This window comes from Williamsia sp. Y853 (genome assembly GCF_056786495.1).
Genome location: NZ_JBXCJC010000001.1, coordinates 901,712 through 922,837 on the forward strand (window position 1 = coordinate 901,712; position 21,126 = coordinate 922,837).

At 64.2% G+C, this 21,126-nt stretch carries 23 protein-coding genes; 5 read left to right on the forward strand and 18 right to left on the reverse strand.

What is annotated here, in order from left to right; translation table 11 throughout:
• Position 1: 1 nt before the first annotated feature.
• From AC1TPF_RS04430 to AC1TPF_RS04445, 4 genes are all read right to left on the reverse strand, one after another.
• Positions 2–715, reverse strand: a complete 714-nt coding sequence (locus AC1TPF_RS04430; RefSeq protein ID WP_482142808.1) for a cysteine hydrolase family protein — start codon at positions 713–715, stop codon at positions 2–4.
• Complete coding sequence (locus AC1TPF_RS04435; protein ID WP_482142809.1) at positions 712–2,145, reverse strand: allophanate hydrolase; 1,434 nt, start codon at positions 2,143–2,145, stop codon at positions 712–714. The genes AC1TPF_RS04430 and AC1TPF_RS04435 overlap by 4 nt, the downstream gene beginning before the upstream one ends.
• A gap of 56 nt (positions 2,146–2,201) precedes the next feature.
• Positions 2,202–2,882: a GntR family transcriptional regulator gene (locus AC1TPF_RS04440; protein WP_482142810.1), complete on the reverse strand. Its 681-nt coding sequence runs from the start codon at positions 2,880–2,882 to the stop codon at positions 2,202–2,204.
• 107 nt (positions 2,883–2,989) lie between these two features.
• Complete coding sequence (locus tag AC1TPF_RS04445; RefSeq protein ID WP_482142812.1) at positions 2,990–3,139, reverse strand: hypothetical protein; 150 nt, start codon at positions 3,137–3,139, stop codon at positions 2,990–2,992.
• 135 nt (positions 3,140–3,274) lie between these two features.
• Between AC1TPF_RS04445 and AC1TPF_RS04450 the strand changes: the two genes are divergently transcribed.
• Positions 3,275–3,673, forward strand: coding sequence for a nuclear transport factor 2 family protein (locus tag AC1TPF_RS04450; protein ID WP_482142814.1), 399 nt, complete (start codon positions 3,275–3,277; stop codon positions 3,671–3,673).
• 5 nt (positions 3,674–3,678) lie between these two features.
• On the opposite strand, the gene AC1TPF_RS04455 is transcribed toward AC1TPF_RS04450, so the two are convergent.
• Positions 3,679–4,440, reverse strand: coding sequence for an SDR family NAD(P)-dependent oxidoreductase (locus AC1TPF_RS04455; RefSeq protein ID WP_482142816.1), 762 nt, complete (start codon positions 4,438–4,440; stop codon positions 3,679–3,681).
• A gap of 103 nt (positions 4,441–4,543) precedes the next feature.
• Between AC1TPF_RS04455 and AC1TPF_RS04460 the strand changes: the two genes are divergently transcribed.
• Positions 4,544–5,329 (forward strand): helix-turn-helix domain-containing protein, encoded by a 786-nt coding sequence (locus tag AC1TPF_RS04460; RefSeq protein WP_482142818.1) that lies wholly within the window; start codon positions 4,544–4,546, stop codon positions 5,327–5,329.
• A 78-nt stretch (positions 5,330–5,407) separates the two neighbouring features.
• Positions 5,408–5,776 (forward strand): DUF427 domain-containing protein, encoded by a 369-nt coding sequence (locus tag AC1TPF_RS04465; RefSeq protein WP_482136320.1) that lies wholly within the window; start codon positions 5,408–5,410, stop codon positions 5,774–5,776.
• 99 nt (positions 5,777–5,875) lie between these two features.
• On the opposite strand, the gene AC1TPF_RS04470 is transcribed toward AC1TPF_RS04465, so the two are convergent.
• The 9 genes from AC1TPF_RS04470 to AC1TPF_RS04510 all read right to left on the reverse strand — a co-directional run bounded on the left by AC1TPF_RS04470 (position 5,876) and on the right by AC1TPF_RS04510 (position 15,575).
• On the reverse strand, positions 5,876–6,835 hold the full coding sequence (locus AC1TPF_RS04470) for an alpha/beta hydrolase (RefSeq protein WP_482142819.1): 960 nt from the start codon (positions 6,833–6,835) through the stop codon (positions 5,876–5,878).
• Between the two features lie 195 nt (positions 6,836–7,030).
• Positions 7,031–8,122 carry a DNA alkylation repair protein gene (locus AC1TPF_RS04475; protein ID WP_482142821.1) on the reverse strand — a complete coding sequence of 364 codons (1,092 nt, stop codon included), beginning with the start codon at positions 8,120–8,122 and terminating at the stop codon, positions 7,031–7,033.
• 90 nt (positions 8,123–8,212) lie between these two features.
• The gene (locus tag AC1TPF_RS04480; RefSeq protein WP_482142822.1) at positions 8,213–9,811 is read right to left on the reverse strand and encodes an MDR family MFS transporter; all 1,599 of its coding nucleotides are present in this window, start codon (positions 9,809–9,811) and stop codon (positions 8,213–8,215) included.
• Complete coding sequence (locus tag AC1TPF_RS04485; RefSeq protein WP_482136316.1) at positions 9,812–10,450, reverse strand: TetR/AcrR family transcriptional regulator; 639 nt, start codon at positions 10,448–10,450, stop codon at positions 9,812–9,814.
• A 127-nt stretch (positions 10,451–10,577) separates the two neighbouring features.
• Entirely contained in the window at positions 10,578–12,455 is a 1,878-nt protein-coding gene (locus AC1TPF_RS04490; protein ID WP_482142824.1) for a propionyl-CoA synthetase, read from the reverse strand.
• Between the two features lie 20 nt (positions 12,456–12,475).
• Positions 12,476–13,354 carry a metal ABC transporter permease gene (locus tag AC1TPF_RS04495; protein WP_482136314.1) on the reverse strand — a complete coding sequence of 293 codons (879 nt, stop codon included), beginning with the start codon at positions 13,352–13,354 and terminating at the stop codon, positions 12,476–12,478.
• Positions 13,351–14,160, reverse strand: a complete 810-nt coding sequence (locus AC1TPF_RS04500) for a metal ABC transporter ATP-binding protein (RefSeq protein WP_482142826.1) — start codon at positions 14,158–14,160, stop codon at positions 13,351–13,353. Before AC1TPF_RS04500 ends, AC1TPF_RS04495 begins: the two co-directional genes overlap by 4 nt.
• A complete protein-coding gene (locus AC1TPF_RS04505; protein ID WP_482142827.1) occupies positions 14,157–15,086 on the reverse strand; it encodes a metal ABC transporter substrate-binding protein in 930 nt (309 codons plus the stop codon). The genes AC1TPF_RS04500 and AC1TPF_RS04505 overlap by 4 nt, the downstream gene beginning before the upstream one ends.
• A gap of 72 nt (positions 15,087–15,158) precedes the next feature.
• Entirely contained in the window at positions 15,159–15,575 is a 417-nt protein-coding gene (locus AC1TPF_RS04510; RefSeq protein ID WP_482142828.1) for a hypothetical protein, read from the reverse strand.
• 91 nt (positions 15,576–15,666) lie between these two features.
• Here AC1TPF_RS04510 and AC1TPF_RS04515 point away from each other — a divergent pair, with 91 nt between their 5' ends.
• Positions 15,667–16,092: a MarR family winged helix-turn-helix transcriptional regulator gene (locus AC1TPF_RS04515; protein WP_482142830.1), complete on the forward strand. Its 426-nt coding sequence runs from the start codon at positions 15,667–15,669 to the stop codon at positions 16,090–16,092.
• A 59-nt stretch (positions 16,093–16,151) separates the two neighbouring features.
• Here AC1TPF_RS04515 and AC1TPF_RS04520 read toward each other — a convergent pair whose 3' ends face one another.
• A complete protein-coding gene (locus AC1TPF_RS04520; RefSeq protein ID WP_482142831.1) occupies positions 16,152–16,949 on the reverse strand; it encodes an alpha/beta fold hydrolase in 798 nt (265 codons plus the stop codon).
• On the reverse strand, positions 16,939–17,874 hold the full coding sequence (locus AC1TPF_RS04525; RefSeq protein ID WP_482142833.1) for a LysR family transcriptional regulator: 936 nt from the start codon (positions 17,872–17,874) through the stop codon (positions 16,939–16,941). Before AC1TPF_RS04525 ends, AC1TPF_RS04520 begins: the two co-directional genes overlap by 11 nt.
• Before the next feature lie 83 nt (positions 17,875–17,957).
• Here AC1TPF_RS04525 and AC1TPF_RS04530 point away from each other — a divergent pair, with 83 nt between their 5' ends.
• Positions 17,958–19,073: a TDT family transporter gene (locus AC1TPF_RS04530; protein ID WP_482142834.1), complete on the forward strand. Its 1,116-nt coding sequence runs from the start codon at positions 17,958–17,960 to the stop codon at positions 19,071–19,073.
• Here AC1TPF_RS04530 and nadB read toward each other — a convergent pair.
• Together nadB and AC1TPF_RS04540 are read right to left on the reverse strand one after the other, a co-directional pair.
• Positions 19,046–20,563 carry an L-aspartate oxidase gene (gene nadB / locus AC1TPF_RS04535; RefSeq protein ID WP_482142836.1) on the reverse strand — a complete coding sequence of 506 codons (1,518 nt, stop codon included), beginning with the start codon at positions 20,561–20,563 and terminating at the stop codon, positions 19,046–19,048. The two genes, AC1TPF_RS04530 and nadB, sit on opposite strands and share 28 nt — an antisense overlap.
• Positions 20,564–20,601: 38 nt before the next feature.
• On the reverse strand, positions 20,602–21,078 hold the full coding sequence (locus AC1TPF_RS04540) for a winged helix-turn-helix transcriptional regulator (protein WP_482136305.1): 477 nt from the start codon (positions 21,076–21,078) through the stop codon (positions 20,602–20,604).
• Between the last annotated feature and the right edge of the window lie 48 nt (positions 21,079–21,126).

Below are 21,126 nucleotides of genomic sequence, written 5' to 3' on the forward strand. Positions count from 1 at the left end.
TTCAGCCTCGGGAGGCAGGTGCGGGTTCCGACTTGACGGGTAGATCGGCAATGGCGGGAATGACCGCCGCGGAATCGGCAACCCAGCCGAAGATTCCACCTTGTGCGCAGATCATTTCCAGCCCGATTCGCTGGAAGTCCGGGAAATATGAACCAACACAGTCGGATACGACCAGACACTCGTATCCGCGGTCGTTCGCCTCCCGGGTGGTGGTGTGCACGCACACCTCTGTGGTGACCCCGGTGACCAGCAGTTGGGTGATGCCCGCGTCGGTGAGGATCTGCTGGAGTTCGGTGGCGTAGAAGGCGCCCTTGCCGGGTTTGTCGATGACGATCTCACCGCTGACAGGGGCGAGCTCGTCGATGATGTCGTGGCCGTATTCGCCGCGGATCAGGATCCGCCCGTACTTGCCCGGATCGCCGATCCGCTTGGATGGCGCTCCGCGGTTGAGTTTCGCAGGCGGACAATCGGATAGATCGGGTTCATGGCCCTCGCGGGTGTGGATCACCAACATGCCGGCGGCCCGCGCGGCGGCAATGAGATCGGCCAGGGGCGGGACCACTTTCAGGAGCATGTCCACGTCATTGCCGAGGCTCTCGCCGAAGCCGCCGGGTAGGATGAAGTCGCGCTGCATGTCGATGACGATCAGCGCGGTCTTCTCGGGTATGAGGGTGAACGGCCCGGGTGAGGCCGTCTCGACGGTGGATGCGGTCATGAATTCTCCCTCGTGGATGTGGTTGTTGTGGAGAGGGTTTGCTGCACATCTGTGGGCAGCTCACTGGTGTCGCGCGGCTCGTCGAGAATGCGTGCGGCCAGGGCCAATACGGTGTCGTCGGACAGTGCCGGACCCAAAATCATCACACTCAGCGGACGTCCGTCGGCGGCAATACCCACCGGTACCGCCACTCCGGTGAGGTCGAGCAGATTGCCGAAGTGGGTGTAGTGACCGAGGACGGTGTTGCACTCGATGGGCCGCGCCAGGACTTCCTCGACGGTGAACGTCGTCCCGATGGTGGGCACGATCATCACATCCATGTGCTCCCAGAGGCGGGACACCTGGGCCTTTAGTTCTTGCAACTTCTGCTGCGCGGCGAATGCGTCTACAGCGGTGTACTTCTCACCACCGCGCAGGATGTCGCGGACCACCGGATGGATCGAATCGGGATGCGCGGCCAGGAAATCGGCGAACTCGACCAGTCGCTCGGCGACCCAGGGGCCGGCGTAGAGCAGGGCGCCTGCAGCCAGAAAAGGTGATAGTGGTGCGGCAACCACTGTCTCGCTCAGCGTGATTCGTTCCCGGAATGACAGGTGGGCGTCCTGCATGATGGTGTCGCCGAAGAACTCAAGCTCATCGGTGGTAGGTAGTCCGACCCGGATCGCGCCGTGGTTGTACCGCGGGCCGCGGTCACGGGACCAGGAATCGTTGTTATCGCGTCCGATCACCACATCGAGGACGCGGTCGGTGTCATCGATCGATCCGGCCATGACGGTGATGCAGTCCAACGACTTACAGGCCGGGACCAGGCCGACGGTACTGATCAGCCCGCGCGAGGGCTTGAACCCGACAACACCGTTCAGGGCTGCCGGCACCCGCCCCGAGCCTGCGGTGTCGGTGGCCACGGCAAACGGCACCTGCCCGAGTGCAACCGCGAGCGCCGATCCGGAGCTCGACCCGCCGGAGATCATGTCCCGGCCGTAGACACTGCGTGGCACCGTATGTGGAGTTCGGGTGCCATTGAGTCCGGTGGCGAATTGATCGAGATTGGTTTTGCCCACGTACAGGGCACCGGCATCGAGTAGCCGCTGCACAGCCGGTGCGGTGGCGTCGGCGACGTACGCGTAGTCGGGGCAGGAAAGCGTCGTCGGGACGCCTGCGACATCGATGCTGTCTTTCACACCGAACGGCACCCCGTAGAGCGGAAGCGTGCGGGCGCCGGGGCGCTGTTCGATTTCTTCTGCGGCGGCGAGGAGTTGGGCGCGCGGCACCGTCGACAACCAGGTGCCGTCGTCGCCCCGGGCCGCGATCGCGTCGGCCACTCTCGCGGCGGTTTTGGTGGGTGAGCCGGTGCCACTTGCGTGCGATTGCAGGATCTCCGCCACCGATGGGCCGATGGATGGTCCTGCTGCGGTGAAATCGAAAGTCATAATGTCGATTGTCGACAGAATGGTGCCAACCGCGGAACGGCTGCGTATCGATTGTGTTAGCTGTTGCTCTCCAGGTCCAGATAATCGAGCTGACCGTGGTTCCTGGCGGCCGCGACAGCTATCCGCGGATCGTTGGTCTCCAGAGCGTCGAGCACGTGCTGGTGCCGCCGGATTCCGTCGGCGGGGTCGTGCACGCGGGCTTCGCTGCGCAGGTTGATGGCCATCGGGAGCTGGAGCTTGAGCAGGATCGGCTCCATCGCGATGTCGAGTTGCCGGTTGCCTGCCAGCCCGACAACCGAGGCGTGGAACCGGCAGTGGGCATCGTCTTTCTCGAGGTCATCGTCGCGGTCGGCGGCGATGCGCATGTCCTCGAGCGCCTCACGAACCGGATCGAGGTCCTTTTCGAGGTCGGCCAGCGGGAGTGCGGATTCGATGGCATGCCGCTCCAGGACGTGCCGCAGCTCGAACAGTTGCAGAATGTCCTGCGGTGACCACGCGGTGACCCGGGATCCGCGTCGCGGTAGATGCTCGACCAGCCCCTGCTGTCCGAGTAGTCGCAGTGCCTCGCGCAATGGTGCCCGGCTGATGCCGAGGCTGGCGCACAGTTGTTCTTCGACTATCTTGTCTCCGGGTTTCAACGCCCCGGAGAGGATCGATTCCCGGACACGGCGGCCTGCGACATCCACAAGGCTGACCGGAAGTCCTTGTTCATCGAATGACCTGCTTGGCACAGCCACAAGTGAGCCTCGTCCTTCCGCCACGGGGGAATCCATGGAGATTCTGTCGACAATCCTAAACACCGCGGTGCCGACCACGCATGGTTAGCGGATGTAATGAAGGCGGATCACTGGCCGTCGGTGGTGCCCTCGGTGCCGCCGACCGCGTGATCGCGCTCGTCATCGGCCCCGTGTTGCGCGGCGTTGTATGCCTCTTTTTCTTCGGCTGTCCTCTCGGTCTCGCCGAGGGGCTCTTCGTTCTCATGGGGAAAGGTCATGCCCCGAGCATGCCCGAATCACCTATGTCACAAACGTGGCGAAAATACTTACCTCGGACGTCATCGCCGGGAGGTACCTGCCACGGGCAGCATGGTTTTCACCCACAAAGAACACCTCAGGTGAAGGAGAAACCGATGACCGAAACCATGTTGACCACACACGAGGCCGCAGCGTCTGCGCTGATCGATCAGTATCTTGCCGCGTGGAACGAGACCGATGCCGTCGCCCGGCGGGATCTGATCAGCGCAGTCTGGGCCGACGACGGCGTCTACACAGACCCGCTCGCCTCGGTGAGCGGTGTGGACGCAATCGACGCGGTGATCGCAGGCGCCCAGGAACAATTCGCGGGATTGCAGTTTGTTCCCGGAGACGTGTTCGACACCCACCACAACATCGCCCGTTTCACGTGGGAGCTGGTGCCGGAAGTAGGCGCGGAGCCGCTGGTGGTCGGATTCGACGTTGCCGCCGTCGACAGCAACAACAAGATCACCAGCGTCTACGGATTCATCGACAAGATGCCCGGGGCAAGCTAATGCCCCTATGTGATGCTGACGCCGCCATCGACGACGATGGTCTGGCCGGTGACGTATCCACCTGCCGGTGAGGCCAGCCAGATTGCGGTGGCGGCCAGCTCTTCCGGATGGCCGCTGCGGCCCAGGATCATTCGCGGAGCCATGGACTCGAGGTAGCCGTCCGCGTATGAGTCGGTCATTTCCGACTCGAAGAATCCCGGCGCAATCGCATTGACCCGGATACCTTTTCGGCTACCCCACTGTTGGGCCAGATCACGGGTCAGGCCGGAGATGGCAGCCTTGCTGGCCGAGTACGCAGCCTGCGGGAGACCGGCGGTGGTGATGCCGAGGATGCTCGAGATGTTGATGATCGAGCTTCCCGGCGTCATCACCCGCCCGCAAGCCTGGGCAGCCCAGTACGAACCGTTCAGATTGATGTCGATGACCGACCGGAACTGCTCAGGCGTCTCCCTGGTGGCGGGGAACGCGGTGCCCACTCCGGCATTGTTGACCAGCACGTCGACCTGCCCGAACTCAGCCATCGCGGCGTCGACAAGAGCGCCGGCCTGGTCCGGGTCGGCGATATCGGTGACCACGGTCAAAGCAGTGCCACCTACTGATTCGACGAGTGCGGCGGTCTGCTCGAGTTTGTCGGCTCGGCGCGCCGCGAGGACGACCCGGGCGCCGGCTTCGGCAAACGCCTTGGCGAACGCAACACCCAACCCGGATGATGCGCCGGTGACGATCACGACCTTGTCGTCGATCCGGAAACGGTCGAGCACGCTCATGGTTTCACTCCTGCGGGTCGATGGTCCGGGCCTGATCATAGGTGCCAACAGTGACCGAATGGTCGATAATGCTCCACAGGCGACCATATGAGGGATGTGAACGATGACCGGCGAGCAGCGCTATTTGTTCGGGGACCTGTTGCGGCAGTGGCGAATCAACCGAAAGGTCCCGCAACTGGAACTGGCATCGGTGTCCGAGGTGTCGGCGCGGCATCTGAGCTTTCTGGAAACCGGCCGTTCGGCGCCGAGCCGGACGATGGTGCTGCGGCTTGCCGAACACCTCGATGTGCCGCTGCGGGAGCGGAACCAACTGTTGCTGGCGGCCGGGTATGCACCGACCTATGGGGAGTCGTCGCTCGACGGTGACCGAATGACGATGGTACGCAGCGCTTTGCGCCAAGTCTTGACCGCCACCGAGCCGTATCCGGCCTTGGCCGTCGACCGGCACTGGAACCTGGTGGACGCCAATGCTGCGGTGGCTCTCTTCACCCAGGATGCTCCCGACGACCTGCTCGAACCGCCGTTCAACGTCCTCAAATTCAGTCTCGACCCCCGGGGACTCGGCGACCGGATCGTCAACATCGGCCAGTGGCGGCGCCACCTGTTCGACCGGTTGGATCGCCAGATCAAGGTGACCGGCGACCCGGTTCTGATCGAGCTGCTCGCCGAGTTGCAGGCCTATCCGTTCACCGATGACATCGACGAGGATCCGACGCTCTCCGGTGACGTCGCGGTCTATCTCCGGTTGCGCGTCGACGACAAAGAGCTCTTGTTCTTCAGCACGGTGACGACCTTCGGGACACCGCTCGATGTCACCGTCGACGAACTCAGTGTCGAGAGCTTTTATCCGGCCGACGACAAGACGGCGCAATATCTTCGGCGCCTGTGAATCTCGATCAGCATGGGGTTCGGGAGGAATGCATCCGCGTACGGTGTCGTTGTTGGACAAAGATGAGAGGTGGATCACATGACCAAAACTCGATTGATACCCGACGACACCCATCCGATCACCGTGGAGCCCAGCGCCGGACAGGTCCGGATCCGGGCAGGCGACACCGTCGTCGCCGACACCTCCAGGGCGCTGATACTTCAGGAAGCGGACTATCCGCCGGTCGCATATGTTCCGCTGGATGCCGTTGACCAGTCACTGCTCCGACGTAGTTCGACGAAGACGCACTGCCCCTACAAGGGCGACGCGTCCTATTACGACCTCGTCACCCCGGACGGCGTGATCGAGGATGCTGCTTGGACGTACGAGGAGCCGTACGACGCCGTCTCTGAGATCGCCGGGCATCTCGCGTTCTACCCGGACAAGGTTGTCATCACCGTCTCCTGATGGACCGTGGCGACCAAACAAATCGGCCGCGATTCGGAAAGTTCCGAATCGCGGCCGATTGTTCAGGTACTGATCTGGTGGAGTGTCAGACCCCGAGTGTCAGACCCCGAGTGACGGAGCCAGCGTGCCGTACCAGGATTCCTTGAGGCGGTCCGCCCAGTAGGTCCACCAGTGCACACCCTCAGGGGTGATGTGGGTCTGCGGATTGACGCCCGCTGCCCGCAGGCTGGTGACGTAGAGCGAGCTGCTGATCGAAGCGGCGGTCTCCAGTGGCACCATCTGCGAGAACTTCACCGGATCGAACGCCGCGCTGGTCGGATTGAAGATCGGATCGGTACTCAACGCGCCGGATCCCGAGGAGACGTAGACGCGCTTACCGCGCAGGCTGGCAGGGTTCAGCGACGGATCGTTCTGGGTCCACGCGCCACCGGGCCAGACGCCCCACATGTTGACGGGATTGCCGCCCATCTCGATCACCGAGGCTGCGATGCCCTGGGCAAACCCGGGCAGGCTGACGGTCGGGTAGCCGCTGTACGAGGCGACACCCCGATAGAAGTCCGGGTGCTTGCTGGCCAGGTTGAGCGCCGAGGTACCGCTCATCGACAGGCCGGCGATCGCGTTCCGACGATTGTCGCTGCCGAAGTTCGACGCCATGTACGCGGGCAGTTCCCGCGTCAGGAAGGTCTCCCACTTCTGGCGGCCCAGGGTCGGGTCGTCCTGCTGCCAATCGGTGTAGAAACTTCCGCCGCCACCGAATGGAATCGCGACATTGACGTTCTTGCCGGTGAAGAAGCGCTCGATATCGGTCTCGATGAGCCAGCCGTTGTTGTTGTTCGGCGCGCGCAGGCCGTCGAGGAGGTACAGCGTTGCGTGGCTGCCACCACCGTCCGCCGAGATGACCTTCACGGGGATGGTCTTGTTCATCGAGGCGGAGTAGACCCGAACGGTCTGTGAAGCAGCCGAAGCAGTGCCTGGAGTGGCAACCGCGGAGACAGCCATTCCGGCAACAAGGGCAAGGGAGCCGGCAATGATCTTCCGCCAGGCAGTCTTTGCTCGCATGAGTTTCCTTTTGTACGTCGTTGTTTGAGGCAATCCGAACAGCACAGGATCGACCGCGATCGCCGAGCGGCCAGGCAAGATAACAGCAAGATAACAGGAGAGCGCGTGGTATGCACATCACCCAAAACGGACCCGGGCCCCGCTGATTCTAACCAGCAACGCCCCGATCAATGGCGGGAAATTGAATGTTGAAGATCAAAAATATAGTTCGAATGCAGCGGATGCCATTCGGCGCCCATTGACTTGTAAGGCCAGCTCATGACCGCCGGGGTAGAAGCGGCGCGTGGTGATGGGAGCAAATGAATGTGACTTTGCGACGGCGATTTGTTCGTTTGGCGCGATCGATTTGCCGGACAATTTGAACACCTTGTGGGCGATTGTGCCGTTGGCCTTGCGGAAGCCGATGCTGTAATCGATCACCACATCGACGGGCTCATCGCCGGTGTTGTGGACGATGGCGCGAAGTGTCTGTTTGCCACCGACCCGAACCAGCGGATCGATATCGAACTCGGTCACGGTGATCGTGGCAGGAGCCGCGAAACCGAGCAGCGCAAGGGCATCGGGGTCACCACGTTTGATCAGGGTGCGCAGCGCGTGCCGGACGAGTCGTTCGGTGTTGTCGTCGGGGTCGGCCAGCCATCGACCTGCAGTCTGCACAACCACGTCGGCATGCTGCCTGCTCAGATCGTTGAGGTGGTTGGCGACCGAGCGGCGTACGTAGTCACTCGGATCGCGGTAGAGCGCATCGATGATGGGCGCGGTCGCCTCGGGCCGCTGCATCAGAGCAGGCACCCGCCTGGCCCACGGCAGGTATTGGCGAGTGCCTTCGCTGGCGAGCCGGCGGACGTGTTCGTCTTTTGACGTGGTCCACCGGACTGCAGCGGTCAGCGCGCGGTCGATGTCGGCGATCAGCATCGTCCGCAGCGCGAACTCGGCGGTCAGGCGTGGTGTCAGCTTTCTCAGCAGGACCAGGCCGGTGTCGAAGGCCTTGGCCGTGCCTGCCTCCGTGGACCGGACCGCAACCGCCTCGGTGATCGGCCAGACCATCCAGCCGGTGCAATCGGGTTGCGCGATCAAGGTGTTGATCGCGGCGACGAAATCATCGAAGTCGTCCGGGAGGTCGACGATCAGTGCATCACGCACCAGATCCGACCGGGCCTTGAGCGCCATCCCGTCGAATACTGCCGCGGTTGCTTTTGTCTCGGTGGCGCGATGTCCACCAAGGGTGAGGCATCGCGCCAGCCCGGACACGGCATCGGGTCCGAGTAGTTCATCGGCGAACGGCATCTGCGTCACCTTACCGACGGTGTCGGACAATCCCTTTGCCGGTTGCCGGTTGCCGGTTGCCGGTTGCTGTCGGCGGCGGCGCTGCTCGGGCTACCGGTCGGCTGTTGCTTGCGTGACCGGCGACTGGTCGGCTGTCGACGTCACCGGTTCGTCCTGGGCAACCGTTGTGGCCAAAGGCTTCTCGATCACAAAGCACAGCAGGATCGCTCCCAGCACGCATAGTGGGCTGATGAAAAGGAAGACCGGCATCAGTGCTTCGTTGTACGCGTTGACAATCGGGTCGCGCACCGAGTCCGGAAGGCCGTGGACGATGGCCGGTGTCAGTGACTTCGCACCGTCGCCTGCCGCGGTGACATCGGCGGGAATCCTACTGACCAACAGTTCGGCGAGGCGGGACGCGAAGACACTGCCGACCAATGCGGCTCCGAGGGAGGCTCCGATCTGACGAAAGTAGTTGTTGGCGGCCGTTGCGGTCCCGACGAGGCTGTACGGGAACGTGTTCTGCACGATCAGGATTATGATCTGGAAGCTGATACCCAGTCCGCCTCCGAGGATTCCGAGGCAAACGCAGATCATCCAGGTCGGGGTCGACAACGCCACCTGTGACATCAGGAACAGGCTCAGTGCGATCAGCAGTGAACCGGCAATCGGCATCGCCTTGTACCGGCCGGTGCGTGAGACGAACCGCCCGCAGGCAATGGAACAGACCGTCATAGTTGCCATCATCGGAACCATCAGAAGTCCGGCGTGGGTGGAGCTGACGCCGAGTGCCATCTGCAGGTAGGTCGGCAGGTATGAGATCACGCCGAACATACCGATTCCGCCGAACAAGCCGCCGACCGTGGTGAGGTTGAAGTTGCGCTGCCGGAACAGTGCCATTGGCAATATTGGTTCCGCGACACGGCTTTCGACCAGGATCACGGTGATCCACGCGAGGATGGTGCCGACCACCAGGGCGATGATGGTCGGTGACGTCCATTCGTACTGCGAGCCGCCCCAGCTGGCGATGAGCACGACTCCGGTCGTCGCAAGGGTCAGGACGGCCATCCCGACGATGTCGATCTTGCGTTTGACGCGAGCGATCTTCGGGGGGTGCAAGAAGGCGATCGCCGTGATGATCGCAAGTGCGCCGAGCGGCAGATTGATCCACAGGGTCCAGCGCCAGCCGGGTCCCTCGGTGAGCCATCCACCGAGAAGAGGTCCGGCGACGGAGGAGACCGCGAAGACACCGCCCATGATCCCCGCGTAGCGACCACGATCGCGGGCCGGGACCACGTCGGCGATCGTCGCCTGGGCGAGGACCATCAGACCGCCTGCACCCAGGCCCTGCATGGTGCGGGCGACGATGAGCGTCAACATGTTCGGGGCGAGTGCGCCGACGATCGATGCCGCGGTGAAGATGCTGATCGCGATGATCAGCAACGGCTTTCGACCGAACTGATCGCCGAGCTTGCCGTAGATGGGCATGGCAACCGTCGACGCCAGGATGTACGAGGTGATGACCCACGACATCTGGTTGGTGCCGTGCAATTCACCGACGATGGTCGGCAGCGCCGCGCTCATGACGGTTGTGTTCAACGAAGCGAGCAGCATTGCCACCAACAGCCCGGCGAACATCAGCAGCACAGAGCGGTGCGAGGCCTGCCCTTCGGTGTCCGGCGTGCGAACCGACGGGACATCGACTGCCATTTAGGCCTCCTCGAGAATGGTGGTGAACGATTGCGCGGCCCTGTGCACGAGTTCGTCGGGCGGGATGTCGGCATCGGGCTCATTGAGCAGCCAGTCGATTGCGATGCGGACCACGGATTGACCCGCGGTCACCAGGATCTGCGCGGTCGCTTGGATATCGACCGAATGATTGCGGCGTTGCCACCGACCGGATTCTGCGAGCCGGGTCTCGACAAGTGTTCGGGCGAGGTGGCGGATCTGATCGGTGTGCGCGAGCCGCATCCGGGCGAGGTCGGGGTGGCGGTGCATCAGTTCGACGCGCACCTGGCGGCCGCCGGCACCGCCGGCCGTCTTCTCGAAGACGTCGAAGAGGAGCAGTGCGACCTTCTCGAGCAGGTTGTCGTCGTCGCCGATCACAAAGGCCGCGGCGGTGCCGTCGTCGATGAACGGGGCGCGGAGTCCGAGGATCGCGTCTTCTTTGGTGGGGAAGTAGTTGAAGAACGTGCGCGGCGAGATGTTGGCCTCGGCGGCGATCTCTTCGATGGTCACCTTCGTGAGGTCGGTCTGCGCCATGGCCGCAGCAGCTGCTGCCTGGTGAATGGAGGCCCAGGTGGCAGCACGCTTCCGATCACGCAGCGATTCCTTGTGTGCTGTAACCATCTAAATAACTTAGCCAAAAATTGCAGGACTGCAAAATTGCAGCCCTGCAATTCCGATGATGTGCTGTTCTGGTTGTGCTCACCTGGGCTTATGTTCGCCAGAAGGGCACATCATCGGGGTGTGGGGGTCAGCCGATCTGCTTCTTGAGGGCGTCGAGGACGGCGGTGTCTTCGATGGTGGAGGGGACAATGTAGTCCTGGTGGTCGGCGATCTGGCGCATCGTCTTGCGCAGGATCTTGCCCGACCGGGTCTTGGGCAGACCGTTGACGACGGTGACATCACGGAAGGTGGCCACCGCACCGATCTCGTCGCGCACCATCTTCACGAGCTCGGACCGCAGAGTGGCGTCGTCTATGTCGGCACCTTCTTTGAGGACCACGTATCCGCTGGGACGCTGGCCCTTGAGGTCGTCGTGGATCCCGATCACCGCGCATTCGGCCACCGCGGGATGAGAGGCCACGACGGCCTCGATGCTGCCGGTGGAAAGGCGGTGTCCGGCAACGTTGATCACGTCGTCGGAGCGGCCCAGCACAAAGACGTAGCCGTCGGCGTCGATGTAGCCGGAGTCGCCGGTCAGGTAATAGCCGGGGAAGGTCTTCAGGTACGAATTGTGGTAGCGCGCTTCGTCGTTCCACAGACCTGCGAGGGTCCCGGGCGGCAATGGCAGTGCGATGACGATATTGCCTTCGCCGCCGGCCTCCACATTCTTGCCCTCGGCGTCGACGATCTCCACCCGGAATCCGGGAACCGGCACCGTCGGTGAGCCGGCCTTGATCGGCATCGGTTCGAGGCCACGGAGATTGGCGGCGATGGCCCATCCGGTTTCGGTCTGCCACCAGTGGTCGACAACCGGTACGCCGAGGACCTTGGTGGCCCACTCGTAGGTGTCCGGGTCGAGTCGTTCGCCGGCGGCGAAGAGCGTCTGCAGTGTCGAGATATCGTGATCGGCAAGAAGTTTGGCATCCGGGTCCTGCTTGCGGATGGCCCGGATGGCGGTGGGTGCGGTGAACAGGGCCTTGACCTTGTGGTCGTCGATCACCCGCCAGAAAGCTCCGGCGTCCGGGGTGCCGACGGGTTTGCCCTCGTACATGACGGTGGTCGCGCCGATCAGCAAGGGCGCGTAGACGATATAGGAGTGTCCGACCACCCATCCGACATCGGAGGCGGTCCACCACACGTCGCCGGGCTTGATGTCGTAGATGTTGGCCATCGACCATGTCAATGCGACCGCGTGTCCGCCGTTGTCGCGGACCACGCCCTTGGGCTTCCCGGTGGTGCCGGAGGTGTAGAGGATGTAGAGCGGATCGGTGGCCGCGACGGAAACAGGTTCTGCCGGAGTCGCTTTCTTGGTCAGCTCGTCCCAGTCGTGCCAGCCCTCGTGGTCGGCGGCGCTGCCTTCGATCTGCTTACGATTCTTGACGATGATCGTCGCAGGCGGCTCCGCGGACAGCTCGAGGGCCTTGGCGACCATCGGCAGGTACTCGATGGTGCGACCGGGTTCCAGACCGCCGGAGCTGGTGATCAGTGCAACGGGCCGCGCGTCGTCGATCCGGGTCGCGAGTTCGGGACCGGCGAAGCCGCCGAATACCACCGAATGCACGGCGCCGATGCGGGCGCAGGCCAGCATCGCGATGGCTGCCTCCGGGATCATGGGCATGTACACGATGACCCGGTCGCCGGCCTTCACACCTCGTTCGGTGAGCACGCCTGCGAAGGTCGCGACCTCGTCGCGCAGTTCGGAGTAGGTGTACGTGCGGGTCTCGCCGACCATGGCGGAATCCCAGATCAGGGCGGTCCGATCACCATTCCCGGCCAGGACGTGCCGGTCGAGGGCGTTGAAGCTGGTGTTGAGGGTGGCGCCGGGAAACCAGCGGTAGGCGCCGCCCGGCAGCGTTTCGAGGGCGGAGGTGGGGGCTTGGTACCAGTCGACTGCTTCGGCAGCCTTGCGCCAGAACCCTTCGGGATCATCCGCACTGCGAGCAAACGTCTCCGCATACGAAACCATCGCCACTCACCTCTCACGCGTCAGGGCGCAACGAGAGCCGAGGAGCGCCGTCGCTGTGCCCGGTTGATCACCTTGACCAACACGCCCTGGCGCGGCGCGAACAGATAGATGACCGCAAACGCCAGGCCCTGAGCCAATACCACCATCGCACCGGGCGCCACGTCCAGGTAGTACGCATAGTAGATCCCGAGCACGGCGCAAACGCAGGCGAGGATCGGGGCGATGACGAGCATCCGGTTGAAGCGGTCGGTGAGCAGATACGCCGACGCCCCGGGGATGATGAGCATCGCGACGACGAGCACCACGCCGACAATCTGCAGTGCAACAACACAAGTCAGTGCCAGCAGTCCGAGCAGCAGGGCGCCGAGGCGGCGGGGCGAGAGGCCGATGGCGTGGGCGTGGGTGGGGTCGAAGGCGAACAGCGTCAGGTCGCGACGTTTGAGGGTCAGGATTATGACAGTCACGATGGCCAGGCCGATGATCTGCCAGAGATCGGACTGTGACACCCCGAGCACGTTGCCGAACAGAATGTGGTTGAGATCGGTCTGACTCGGGGTGATGGAGATCAGCACCAGGCCGAACGCGAAGAGCGTCGTGAAGACGATGCCGATCGCCGCGTCCTCTTTGACCCGGCTGGTGTCGCGCACCACCCCGATCAGCAGCACCGCTGCCAGTCCGAAGATCAACGCGCCCACCGCGAACGGGGCGCCGACGATGTACGCGAGCACCACTCCGGGCAACACCGCGTGCGATACCGCATCACCCATCAGGGACCAGCCGATCAGCACGATCCAGCAGCTGATCATCGCGCAGACGGCGGCCGCAACCGTGGTCGCCAACAGCATGTTGACCATGAAGTCCTCGGCGAGGGGATCGAGCCACCAGTCGACGATCATCATGGCGCGACCTTTCCGTCGACGATGTCCATCCCGAATGCCCGGGCGAGAACGCGGGGCCGCAGGACCACGTCGGGTGAATCGTGCACGAGAACGGTTTTGTTGAGCAGGACGGCTTCGTCGCAGAACATCCCGAGTGAACCGAGGTCGTGGGTCGAGACAAGGATCGTCTTGCCCTCGGCCGCCAGTTTGGTGAGCAAGGTGATGATCGTGGCCTCGGACTTCTTGTCGACGCCGGCGAACGGCTCGTCGAGGAGCAGAATATCGGCTTCCTGTGCGATGCCGCGGGCCACGAACGCACGCTTGCGCTGTCCGCCGGAGAGTCGCCCGATCTGTCGATCGGCCAGCTCGGTCAACTCCACTTGTTCGAGCGCGTGTGCCACCGCTTCCTTGTCGGCCCTGCTCGCGCGACGGATGAAGTTCTGATGGCCGTAGCGGCCGGTCATGGCGACGTCACGGACGGAGACGGGGAAGGACCAGTCGACGTCCTCGGACTGCGGGACGTAGGAGACCAGGCCTTTGCGTCGAGCCTGCGCTGGTGTCCCGCCGGAGATCGACACGGTGCCCGAATCCGGTTTGACCAGGCCCATGATCGATTTGAACAGGGTCGACTTGCCCGACCCGTTCATGCCGATCAGACCGCAGATGCGTCCTGGGGCGATGGTGATGTTCACGTCCTCGAGGGCGTGAACCTCGCCGTAATAGACGCTGACGCCGGAGATGACCAGTGCCGGTGGACCGGTGACGGCCGCCGGGGGCAGGTCTTCGTCAGCTGACCGTGGCAAAGATTCTTCGGCTGCTGCCGTCATTGGTTTCCACCTTGGGTGAGGGCGCCCAGAATGACGCCTGCGTCATGCCGGATTAGGTCCAGGTACGTGGGCACGGGTCCATCGGATTCTGAGAGCGAGTCGACGTACAGAGTCCCGCCGTATCGGGCGTCGGTGGCCCGTTCGACCTGCCGCATCACGGCGTCGCTGACGGTCGACTCACAGAAGACCGCCCCGATGTTGTTGTCGCGGACGAACTCGAGCGTCGACTGCAGCTGTTTGGACGTGCCCTGCTGCTCGGCGTTGACCGGCCAGATGAACTTCTCGCGCAAACCGGTGTCCCGGGTCAGGTAAGAAAAGGCGCCCTCGCAGGTGACCAGGGCGCGGCTCGCCGCAGGGACGTCATCGAGGCGATCGACCATCTCGTCGTGGATCTGCTGCAGCTGCGCCTGGTAGCGGTCGGCATTGGCCCGGTATTCGGCGGCGTTGTCGGGGTCGAGATCGACGAGGGCATCGGCGATGTTGTCGACGTAGATCTGCACGTTCAGCGGCGACATCCACGCGTGCGGGTTCGGTTTGCCCGCGCCGGCGTCGGCGGAGATGGGAATGTCGGTGACACCTTCGCTGGCGACGACATGGGGTGCGTCGAGCCGATCGACAAACCGCTCGAACCAGGCCTCGAGGTGCAGCCCGTTGTCGATGATGAGGTCGGCCCTGGCGGCGCGGCGCATGTCGCCGGGCGTCGGTTCGTAGCCGTGGATCTCGGTACCGGCTTTGGTGACCGACTCGACGCGGATGTTGTCACCGGCAACGTTGGCCACGATGTCCTGGAGCACGGTGAAGGTGGTCAACACGGTCAATCGGTCATCGAGACGGTCGACTTTGCCCACGCAGGCGCTCAGCGTGACCACGGCTGCCGCTGCCACCAGCAGGCCGGTTGCGCGGGCGAACCCTGCGTGAATTCGCATCTTCACATCGTAGAGTTCGGGTACCCGAACTTTCAAGTTCAGGTCAACGAATAGGGCAGGCTAACCAGTCGATCAGGTGGGGATTGCAAGCATCGCCTGTGCCCGCTGGTGGACGATGTTCAGGGTGCGTTCGGCCGCGGCAATGTCGTCGGGGTCGAGTGATGTCCACAATGGTGCGGTCAGATCGGCGATCTCCCGTTTGATTGCCGAAACCGTGGCGTGACCCGCCTCGGTGAGCAGGTTGCCTGCGACGAGTCCGCGCTGTGTCAGACCCGACAGCAATGCTCGGGGGTTCGCGAAATGGGCCCTGTTCCCGATGAAATCCGCCAAGGATTCGGTGTCCGGGGTTTCGGTTGTGCCGAACTGTTCGACGAGTCGAAGGGTGACCCACTCGGGCTCGGTCAGTTTGTGCGAGGTCAGGGCAAGGCCGAGCAGGGCACCGAGGGCCTTTTCGGTCTGACCGATGAGCTGGGGTCCGAAAGCGATCATCACCACTCCTTAAGTGTTGGTACGGTAATCGTTGGTGCGACCAACGATAGCAATCCGTTGGTCCAACCAACAAGTTGATACGGTGGTTGCCATGGTGAAACGACTTGATGAGCGAGCGACATGGCTGGTGAGTCGGGCACAGCTGCGGGGGCACACACTGCTGCGGGATGCTTTTGAACAGGCCGGAGCGAGGCCCTACCACTATCGAATACTCGCCGCACTCGATGAAGCCGGTTCCTCCAGCCAGGCTGATCTCTGCCGGATGACCGGTCTTGATCGCAGTGACGTGTCCGGGGCGATCGAGTTCCTGTCGGAGGCCGGGCTGGTCCTTCGTGAACCCGATCCGTCGGACCGGCGTCGCAACGTCGTGTCCGCGACGAAACCCGGACGGACTGAATTGCGGCGACTCGACGCGGTGCTCGACGGCGTCCAGGACGAATTCCTCAGTCCCCTCACAACCGCGGAACGTCAGGTCTTCATCGACCTGACCAACCGGCTGGTGGATGGATCGACCTAGGCCGGGTTCGACCTACACCGGGTTCGACCTACACCGGGTTCGGCGCAGCAACTTGGGGCTCAACGAAGAAACGCGGCCGCGACCTCCGGCCATCGCCGCAACTGCATGGGCGTATCGGCGATGACCAACTCGGCGCCGGGAATCACCTCGGCCAGGTGCTGTGCGGTCGACAGTGGATGGCCGGCATCGCCTGACCAGGCCAGAATCAGTGCCGGTGGTTCCAAGGCGGCCAGGGCGTCGCTGTCGGGTAGGTCGGAGAGCGCGGCGCCGCGCAGGATCGACGGGAGCAGAGACTCCGCCACCTCCAGTGCGGGTGGCGTCTCGACCAGACCGGAGTAGATGTGCGGCGGTGGCCCTGCCGCACTTGCCTTTTCGTATGCGGCAAGACCGGAACGTTCGATCAACGCGGCGCCGTCGAGGTATCCGCGCACATGCGCTGCCCGCACCGAGCCCATCGTGGGTGGTGTGGTGAGCACCAGGCGCCGGAATCGCCGCGGATTCATCGTCGCGGCGTAGAGCAGTGTGGCGGTGCCCATCGACGATCCGAGTCCGTCGACCTGCTCGCCACCGGCAACCTGGTCCAGCAATCCCAACAGATCCAGGCCCAGGTTCGGCCAGGTGTAGTGCCCGGGCACGGGTTCCCCGGTCGAGCTGCCATGACCACGGGCGTCGTATCGGATCAGCCGATGTTCATCGCTCAGGGGCGTCCAGTCGAACATCCCGGACCGTTCCTGTCCGGAGCCGCTCGAGGTGAGGCCGTGTGCCCAGATGACGGCTGGACCGTCTCCGGACTCGGACCAGGCGATCTCGGCTTCGCGGACATCGGCGTGGTGGCTGGTGCCTGATTCAAATGTCATGGCCGCCTCGATGTTCGAATGCTGTGGTCTGCTGGTCTTGGGCCGCCAGGGACACCAGATCGCGGGCGGGTCCCCGGAGGCCGGATCCTCGGGGCCAGACCGCGCGCAGGTCCCGCGGCATCGACACGTCCTCGACCTCGATCCGGGTCAGCCTGCCGTCGATGAGTTCTTGTGCGACAGACAAACTCGACAACACGGCCGGGGCGTCCGAGCCGAGTACCGCGGCCTTGACGGCGGCGACGGAGTTCAGCTCCAGCAACGGGTCGGTGACGTCGCCAAGGGCCGACTCGAAGGTCACGCGGGTACCCGATCCTGGTTCACGTTGCACCAGTGGGGTTTTGCGCAGCTCGGCTGGCGAGATGGGTCGCCCGCGCTGCGCCCACGGGTGATCGGGACGCGTGATGACCACCAGTTCGTCGCGGGTGACGGTCAGCGCCTCGAGTCGGCTGTCGGTCTCCGGGCCCTCGATGAATCCGACATCCACCGAGCCGGACAAGACCTCGCGCGTGACATCGGCAGAGTTCATGGGTTGCACCCGAATCCGGGTGTTCGGATGCGTTCGGCGCAACGTGAGAGCCCAGCGTGGGATGAGGTACTCGGCAACGGTCATGGATGCGGCGACGGTCAACGATGCACGCTTGCTCCCGAGCAGTGAATCGACGCCTGCCGAGAAGCGTTCTGCCGCATCCAACAGCCCCGAAGCCCACTCCAGGACGGCAACACCCTCGGCGGTGAGCTCGGTTCCGCTGGGGGAGCGACGGAACAGCACGATCCCCAGTTCGCGCTCCACCGAGTGCACTCGGGCGCTGATCGCCTGCTGGCTCAGATTCTGTTCTCGCGCCGCCGCGCTCATGCTGCCCCCGCGGGCCACCGAGACAACAACATCCAACGCGGACAGGTCGGGGACTCGCGCGGGCAACACCATCGGTCGAGGGTACAAGCACAGCTTGTATCGGGACAAGGGCAAGCCGACTACCGCACAGGTGTCGCTCGCCGCAGGCTTGTTCCATGACACCCAACTGGTTCGCCGCAATCATGGGCACAGGCATCGTCGCGACCTCCGGCGTTGCACTGCACTCGAGCGTCCCCGGATTCAATGCGCTGACCACGGCGTTCTGGTTGCTGGCTGCGGTCGGACTGGTGGTCGCCTCGATCCTGTTCCTGCGGGGTGGCCCGGCGCGGCATGCCGCCGATCCGGTGATGGCCCACTTCTACGGGGCGCCCGCGATGGCGCTGCTGACCGTGGGTGCCGGCACCATCGAACTCGGACCGCAGTTCATCGGCGAAGGTGTGGCCGTCTGGATCGGTGGACTGCTGTGGTTGGCGGGCACGGCCGCAGGCATCTTCACCGCCGTCTGGATCCCGTTCCGGATGATCATCGGAACCCAGAGCGCACAGTCAGGAGCGATGCCCAGTTGGTTGCTGCCGGTCGTGCCCCCGATGGTGTCGGCGGCCGTCGGATCGCTACTGATCCAGCATATTTCGGCCGGCCAGCTGCGGATGAGTGTGATCGCCATCTGTTACGGCATGTTCGGCCTGAGCCTGCTCGTCGGACTGCTGACCATCGGCATGGTGTACTCGCGACTGATCCACCGTGGACTTCCCTCGGCGCAGGTCGCCCCGACGATGTGGATCATGCTCGGCCTGATCGGACAGTCCGTCACTGCCGCAGTACTTTTGGGCGAGCGGGCATCGCTGGTTTTCGTCGGCGATCAGACCTCGATCGCCGCCGGACTCCGAATCCTCGGAATCGGCTACGGGCTGGTGATGGGCGGGTTTGCGGTCTTCGTCTTCATACTGGCGGTGTCAGTCACGGTCCACAACGCACGGCAGGGAATGAGCTTCACCCCGGCCTGGTGGAGCTTCACCTTCCCGGTCGGAACCTGCGTCACCGGTGCGGCCGCCCTTGGATTCGCCACCGGTTCGGCTCTGCTCCAGGTCATTTCGGTGTGCCTGTACGTACTCCTACTGGCGGCCTGGGGCACCGTCGCCTTCCGGAGCGTTGCGTTGGTCGCCGGTGCTCGGCAGGCAGGGACGACTGGTCCGCACGCTTTGTCGAAGGTGGCGGTTCAGTGCACTGCGCGTGCCGGCGCCCGTCAGATGGCCGGATCGTCCGTCCGGTGATGGCATCCGCGAGACTCTTTGCGCGCCAATGCCGAAGCGATCACGAGCTGCGCGGTCAGGGTGAGTGCGGCGTCCTCGTGGTCGGTGACGTCGCGGGGGTGGCGTACCGGCGCTGATTCGAGCCGGTCGGCCAGTGCGCTCAGGCCGCTCTGGTCGCGGCTCAGGGCGGCGTGTGCCGACATCTGGTCCTGGAGTTCTTGGCGTGTTGCGATCGGAACCGGGGAAGTAGGCCTCGAATCCGGTTCCGCCACCGTGGTGCCCACGCGCCCGGCGGCAGCCTGTGCCACCCGCCGGCCCATTACCAGTCCCTCGAGTAAACTGTTGGACGCCAACCGATTTGCGCCATGCAGGCCGGTGCGTGCAACTTCGCCTGCGGCATACAGGCCGGGCACTGTGGTGGCCCCTACGGTGTCGGTGACCACGCCACCGCACAGGTAGTGAGCGCCGGGCACCACCGGGATCAGGTCGGCCGCGGGATTGATGCCGATCTCGGCGATCCCGGCGGTGACGGTCGGGAACCGCGCAGCGACACCGGCGATGTGCCGGGCATCGAGATAGACGTGTTCGGCGCCGGTGCGGGTCATCGCCGCGCTCACCGCGTCTGCCACCACGTCGCGTGGTGCGAGGTCGCCGAGTGGATGAACGCCTGCGGTCACCGAATTGCCCTCGACATCAACGAGTATCGCGCCCTCGCCGCGCAAGGCCTCACTGATCAGGGTGCGGCGTCCCCGGACTCCCGGCCGGTAGAGCATCGTCGGATGGAATTGGATGAACTCCATGTCGGCCACCGCCGCGCCTGCCGCATGGGCCAGCGCGATGCCGTCGCCGGTCGCGCCGAGTGGATTGGTGGTGGCTCGGTACATGTGGCCGACGCCGCCGGTGGCCAGCACAACGGTCGGTGAGTACACCTCGGTGCGGACTCCGTCGCCCGAACCGATGCTCAGGCCGACGGCCGTTCCGTCAGCGCTGATCAGGATCTGCCGGGCGTGCGTGTCGTCGAGCACCCTGATCTTCGGGTGCGACAGTGCCTTCTGCGTCAGTGCCCGCTGCACCTGGGCGCCGGTGGCGTCACCGCCTGCGTGGATGATGCGGCGAACGCTGTGGCCACCTTCGCGGGTCCGCAGAAAGCGGCCATCGGAGCCGACATCGAACTCTGCGCCCCAGCCGACCAGTGCGGTGACCGCCGCGAATCCCTCGCTCACGATCGATTCGGTGGCGGCCGGATCGGTGAGTCCGGCTCCGGCCACGACGGTGTCGCGGGTGTGGAGCGCGATCGAGTCCTCGGTGTTGTGGGGCTCGACCACGGCGATGCCGCCCTGGGCGAAATAGGTGGCGGTACCGGGTTCGCGGTCGCCCGGATGCCAGCCGCGCCCCTTGTTGATGACCAGGACATCCAGGCCGGATTCGGCTGCGCTCACCGCTGCGGTGAGGCCGGCGACACCGGCCCCGACCACGACCAGATCAGTGCGCAGCGCCGCGTCGGAAACCATGAGTGAAAAGTCTATCCGTCGAGGTCATGACCAACAGATCAGGGCTTGACCAGCGATATCCGTAGCTCGTCGAGCGGCACCTCGGTGCCGTCCGGTGTGGTCAGTCCGGCTTTCACGGGTTCACCGGTGACGTCGGAGATCAGGTCGAGGGGGTGGCCCTCGGGCTGGAGGTACTTGTCGCCCCACTGCATCAGCCCGAAGACGACGGGCATCAGGTCGGTGCCCATCTCGGTGAGGTGGTACTCGTACCGGGTGCGCTGCCCCGGCTCTTGATAGGGGGCCTTCTCCAGGAGTCCGGCATCGACGAGTCCCTTGAGGCGTGCAGAGGCCACGGCATCACTGACCCCGACCCGGCGCGCGAACCCGTCGAACCTGGTGGTGCCGTACATCGCCTCTCGCAGGATCAACATCGCTGTCTTGGTGCCGACCACATCGAGGGCGCGCGTGATCGAGCACCGATTGCCGGGAACCCAGCGATCGAGGTCGGCCAACTTGTCATCCAGAACGGCTACCATGACGCCAAATATACGCCACCTGACTAGGGGTTATCACAGTCAGGCGAT

Coding starts and splice junctions, on each gene's coding strand:
- AC1TPF_RS04470 (WP_482142819.1), bottom strand. CDS start 6,835: ATGCGAGCAAAGACTGCCTGGCGGAAGATCATTGCCGGCTCCCTTGCC.
- AC1TPF_RS04520 (WP_482142831.1), bottom strand. CDS start 16,949: ATGACATTTGAATCAGGCACCAGCCACCACGCCGATGTCCGCGAAGCC.
- AC1TPF_RS04480 (WP_482142822.1), bottom strand. CDS start 9,811: ATGGCAGTCGATGTCCCGTCGGTTCGCACGCCGGACACCGAAGGGCAG.
- AC1TPF_RS04445 (WP_482142812.1), bottom strand. CDS start 3,139: ATGACCTTTCCCCATGAGAACGAAGAGCCCCTCGGCGAGACCGAGAGG.
- nadB (WP_482142836.1), bottom strand. CDS start 20,563: ATGGTTTCCGACGCGGCGCTGCGCACTGATCTGGTCGTGGTCGGGGCC.
- AC1TPF_RS04460 (WP_482142818.1), top strand. CDS start 4,544: ATGACCGGCGAGCAGCGCTATTTGTTCGGGGACCTGTTGCGGCAGTGG.
- AC1TPF_RS04490 (WP_482142824.1), bottom strand. CDS start 12,455: ATGGTTTCGTATGCGGAGACGTTTGCTCGCAGTGCGGATGATCCCGAA.
- AC1TPF_RS04465 (WP_482136320.1), top strand. CDS start 5,408: ATGACCAAAACTCGATTGATACCCGACGACACCCATCCGATCACCGTG.
- AC1TPF_RS04540 (WP_482136305.1), bottom strand. CDS start 21,078: ATGGTAGCCGTTCTGGATGACAAGTTGGCCGACCTCGATCGCTGGGTT.
- AC1TPF_RS04525 (WP_482142833.1), bottom strand. CDS start 17,874: ATGGTGTTGCCCGCGCGAGTCCCCGACCTGTCCGCGTTGGATGTTGTT.
- AC1TPF_RS04515 (WP_482142830.1), top strand. CDS start 15,667: ATGGTGAAACGACTTGATGAGCGAGCGACATGGCTGGTGAGTCGGGCA.
- AC1TPF_RS04475 (WP_482142821.1), bottom strand. CDS start 8,122: ATGCCGTTCGCCGATGAACTACTCGGACCCGATGCCGTGTCCGGGCTG.
- AC1TPF_RS04505 (WP_482142827.1), bottom strand. CDS start 15,086: ATGCGAATTCACGCAGGGTTCGCCCGCGCAACCGGCCTGCTGGTGGCA.
- AC1TPF_RS04455 (WP_482142816.1), bottom strand. CDS start 4,440: ATGAGCGTGCTCGACCGTTTCCGGATCGACGACAAGGTCGTGATCGTC.
- AC1TPF_RS04530 (WP_482142834.1), top strand. CDS start 17,958: ATGACACCCAACTGGTTCGCCGCAATCATGGGCACAGGCATCGTCGCG.
- AC1TPF_RS04485 (WP_482136316.1), bottom strand. CDS start 10,450: ATGGTTACAGCACACAAGGAATCGCTGCGTGATCGGAAGCGTGCTGCC.
- AC1TPF_RS04430 (WP_482142808.1), bottom strand. CDS start 715: ATGACCGCATCCACCGTCGAGACGGCCTCACCCGGGCCGTTCACCCTC.
- AC1TPF_RS04510 (WP_482142828.1), bottom strand. CDS start 15,575: ATGATCGCTTTCGGACCCCAGCTCATCGGTCAGACCGAAAAGGCCCTC.
- AC1TPF_RS04495 (WP_482136314.1), bottom strand. CDS start 13,354: ATGATGATCGTCGACTGGTGGCTCGATCCCCTCGCCGAGGACTTCATG.
- AC1TPF_RS04450 (WP_482142814.1), top strand. CDS start 3,275: ATGACCGAAACCATGTTGACCACACACGAGGCCGCAGCGTCTGCGCTG.
- AC1TPF_RS04435 (WP_482142809.1), bottom strand. CDS start 2,145: ATGACTTTCGATTTCACCGCAGCAGGACCATCCATCGGCCCATCGGTG.
- AC1TPF_RS04500 (WP_482142826.1), bottom strand. CDS start 14,160: ATGACGGCAGCAGCCGAAGAATCTTTGCCACGGTCAGCTGACGAAGAC.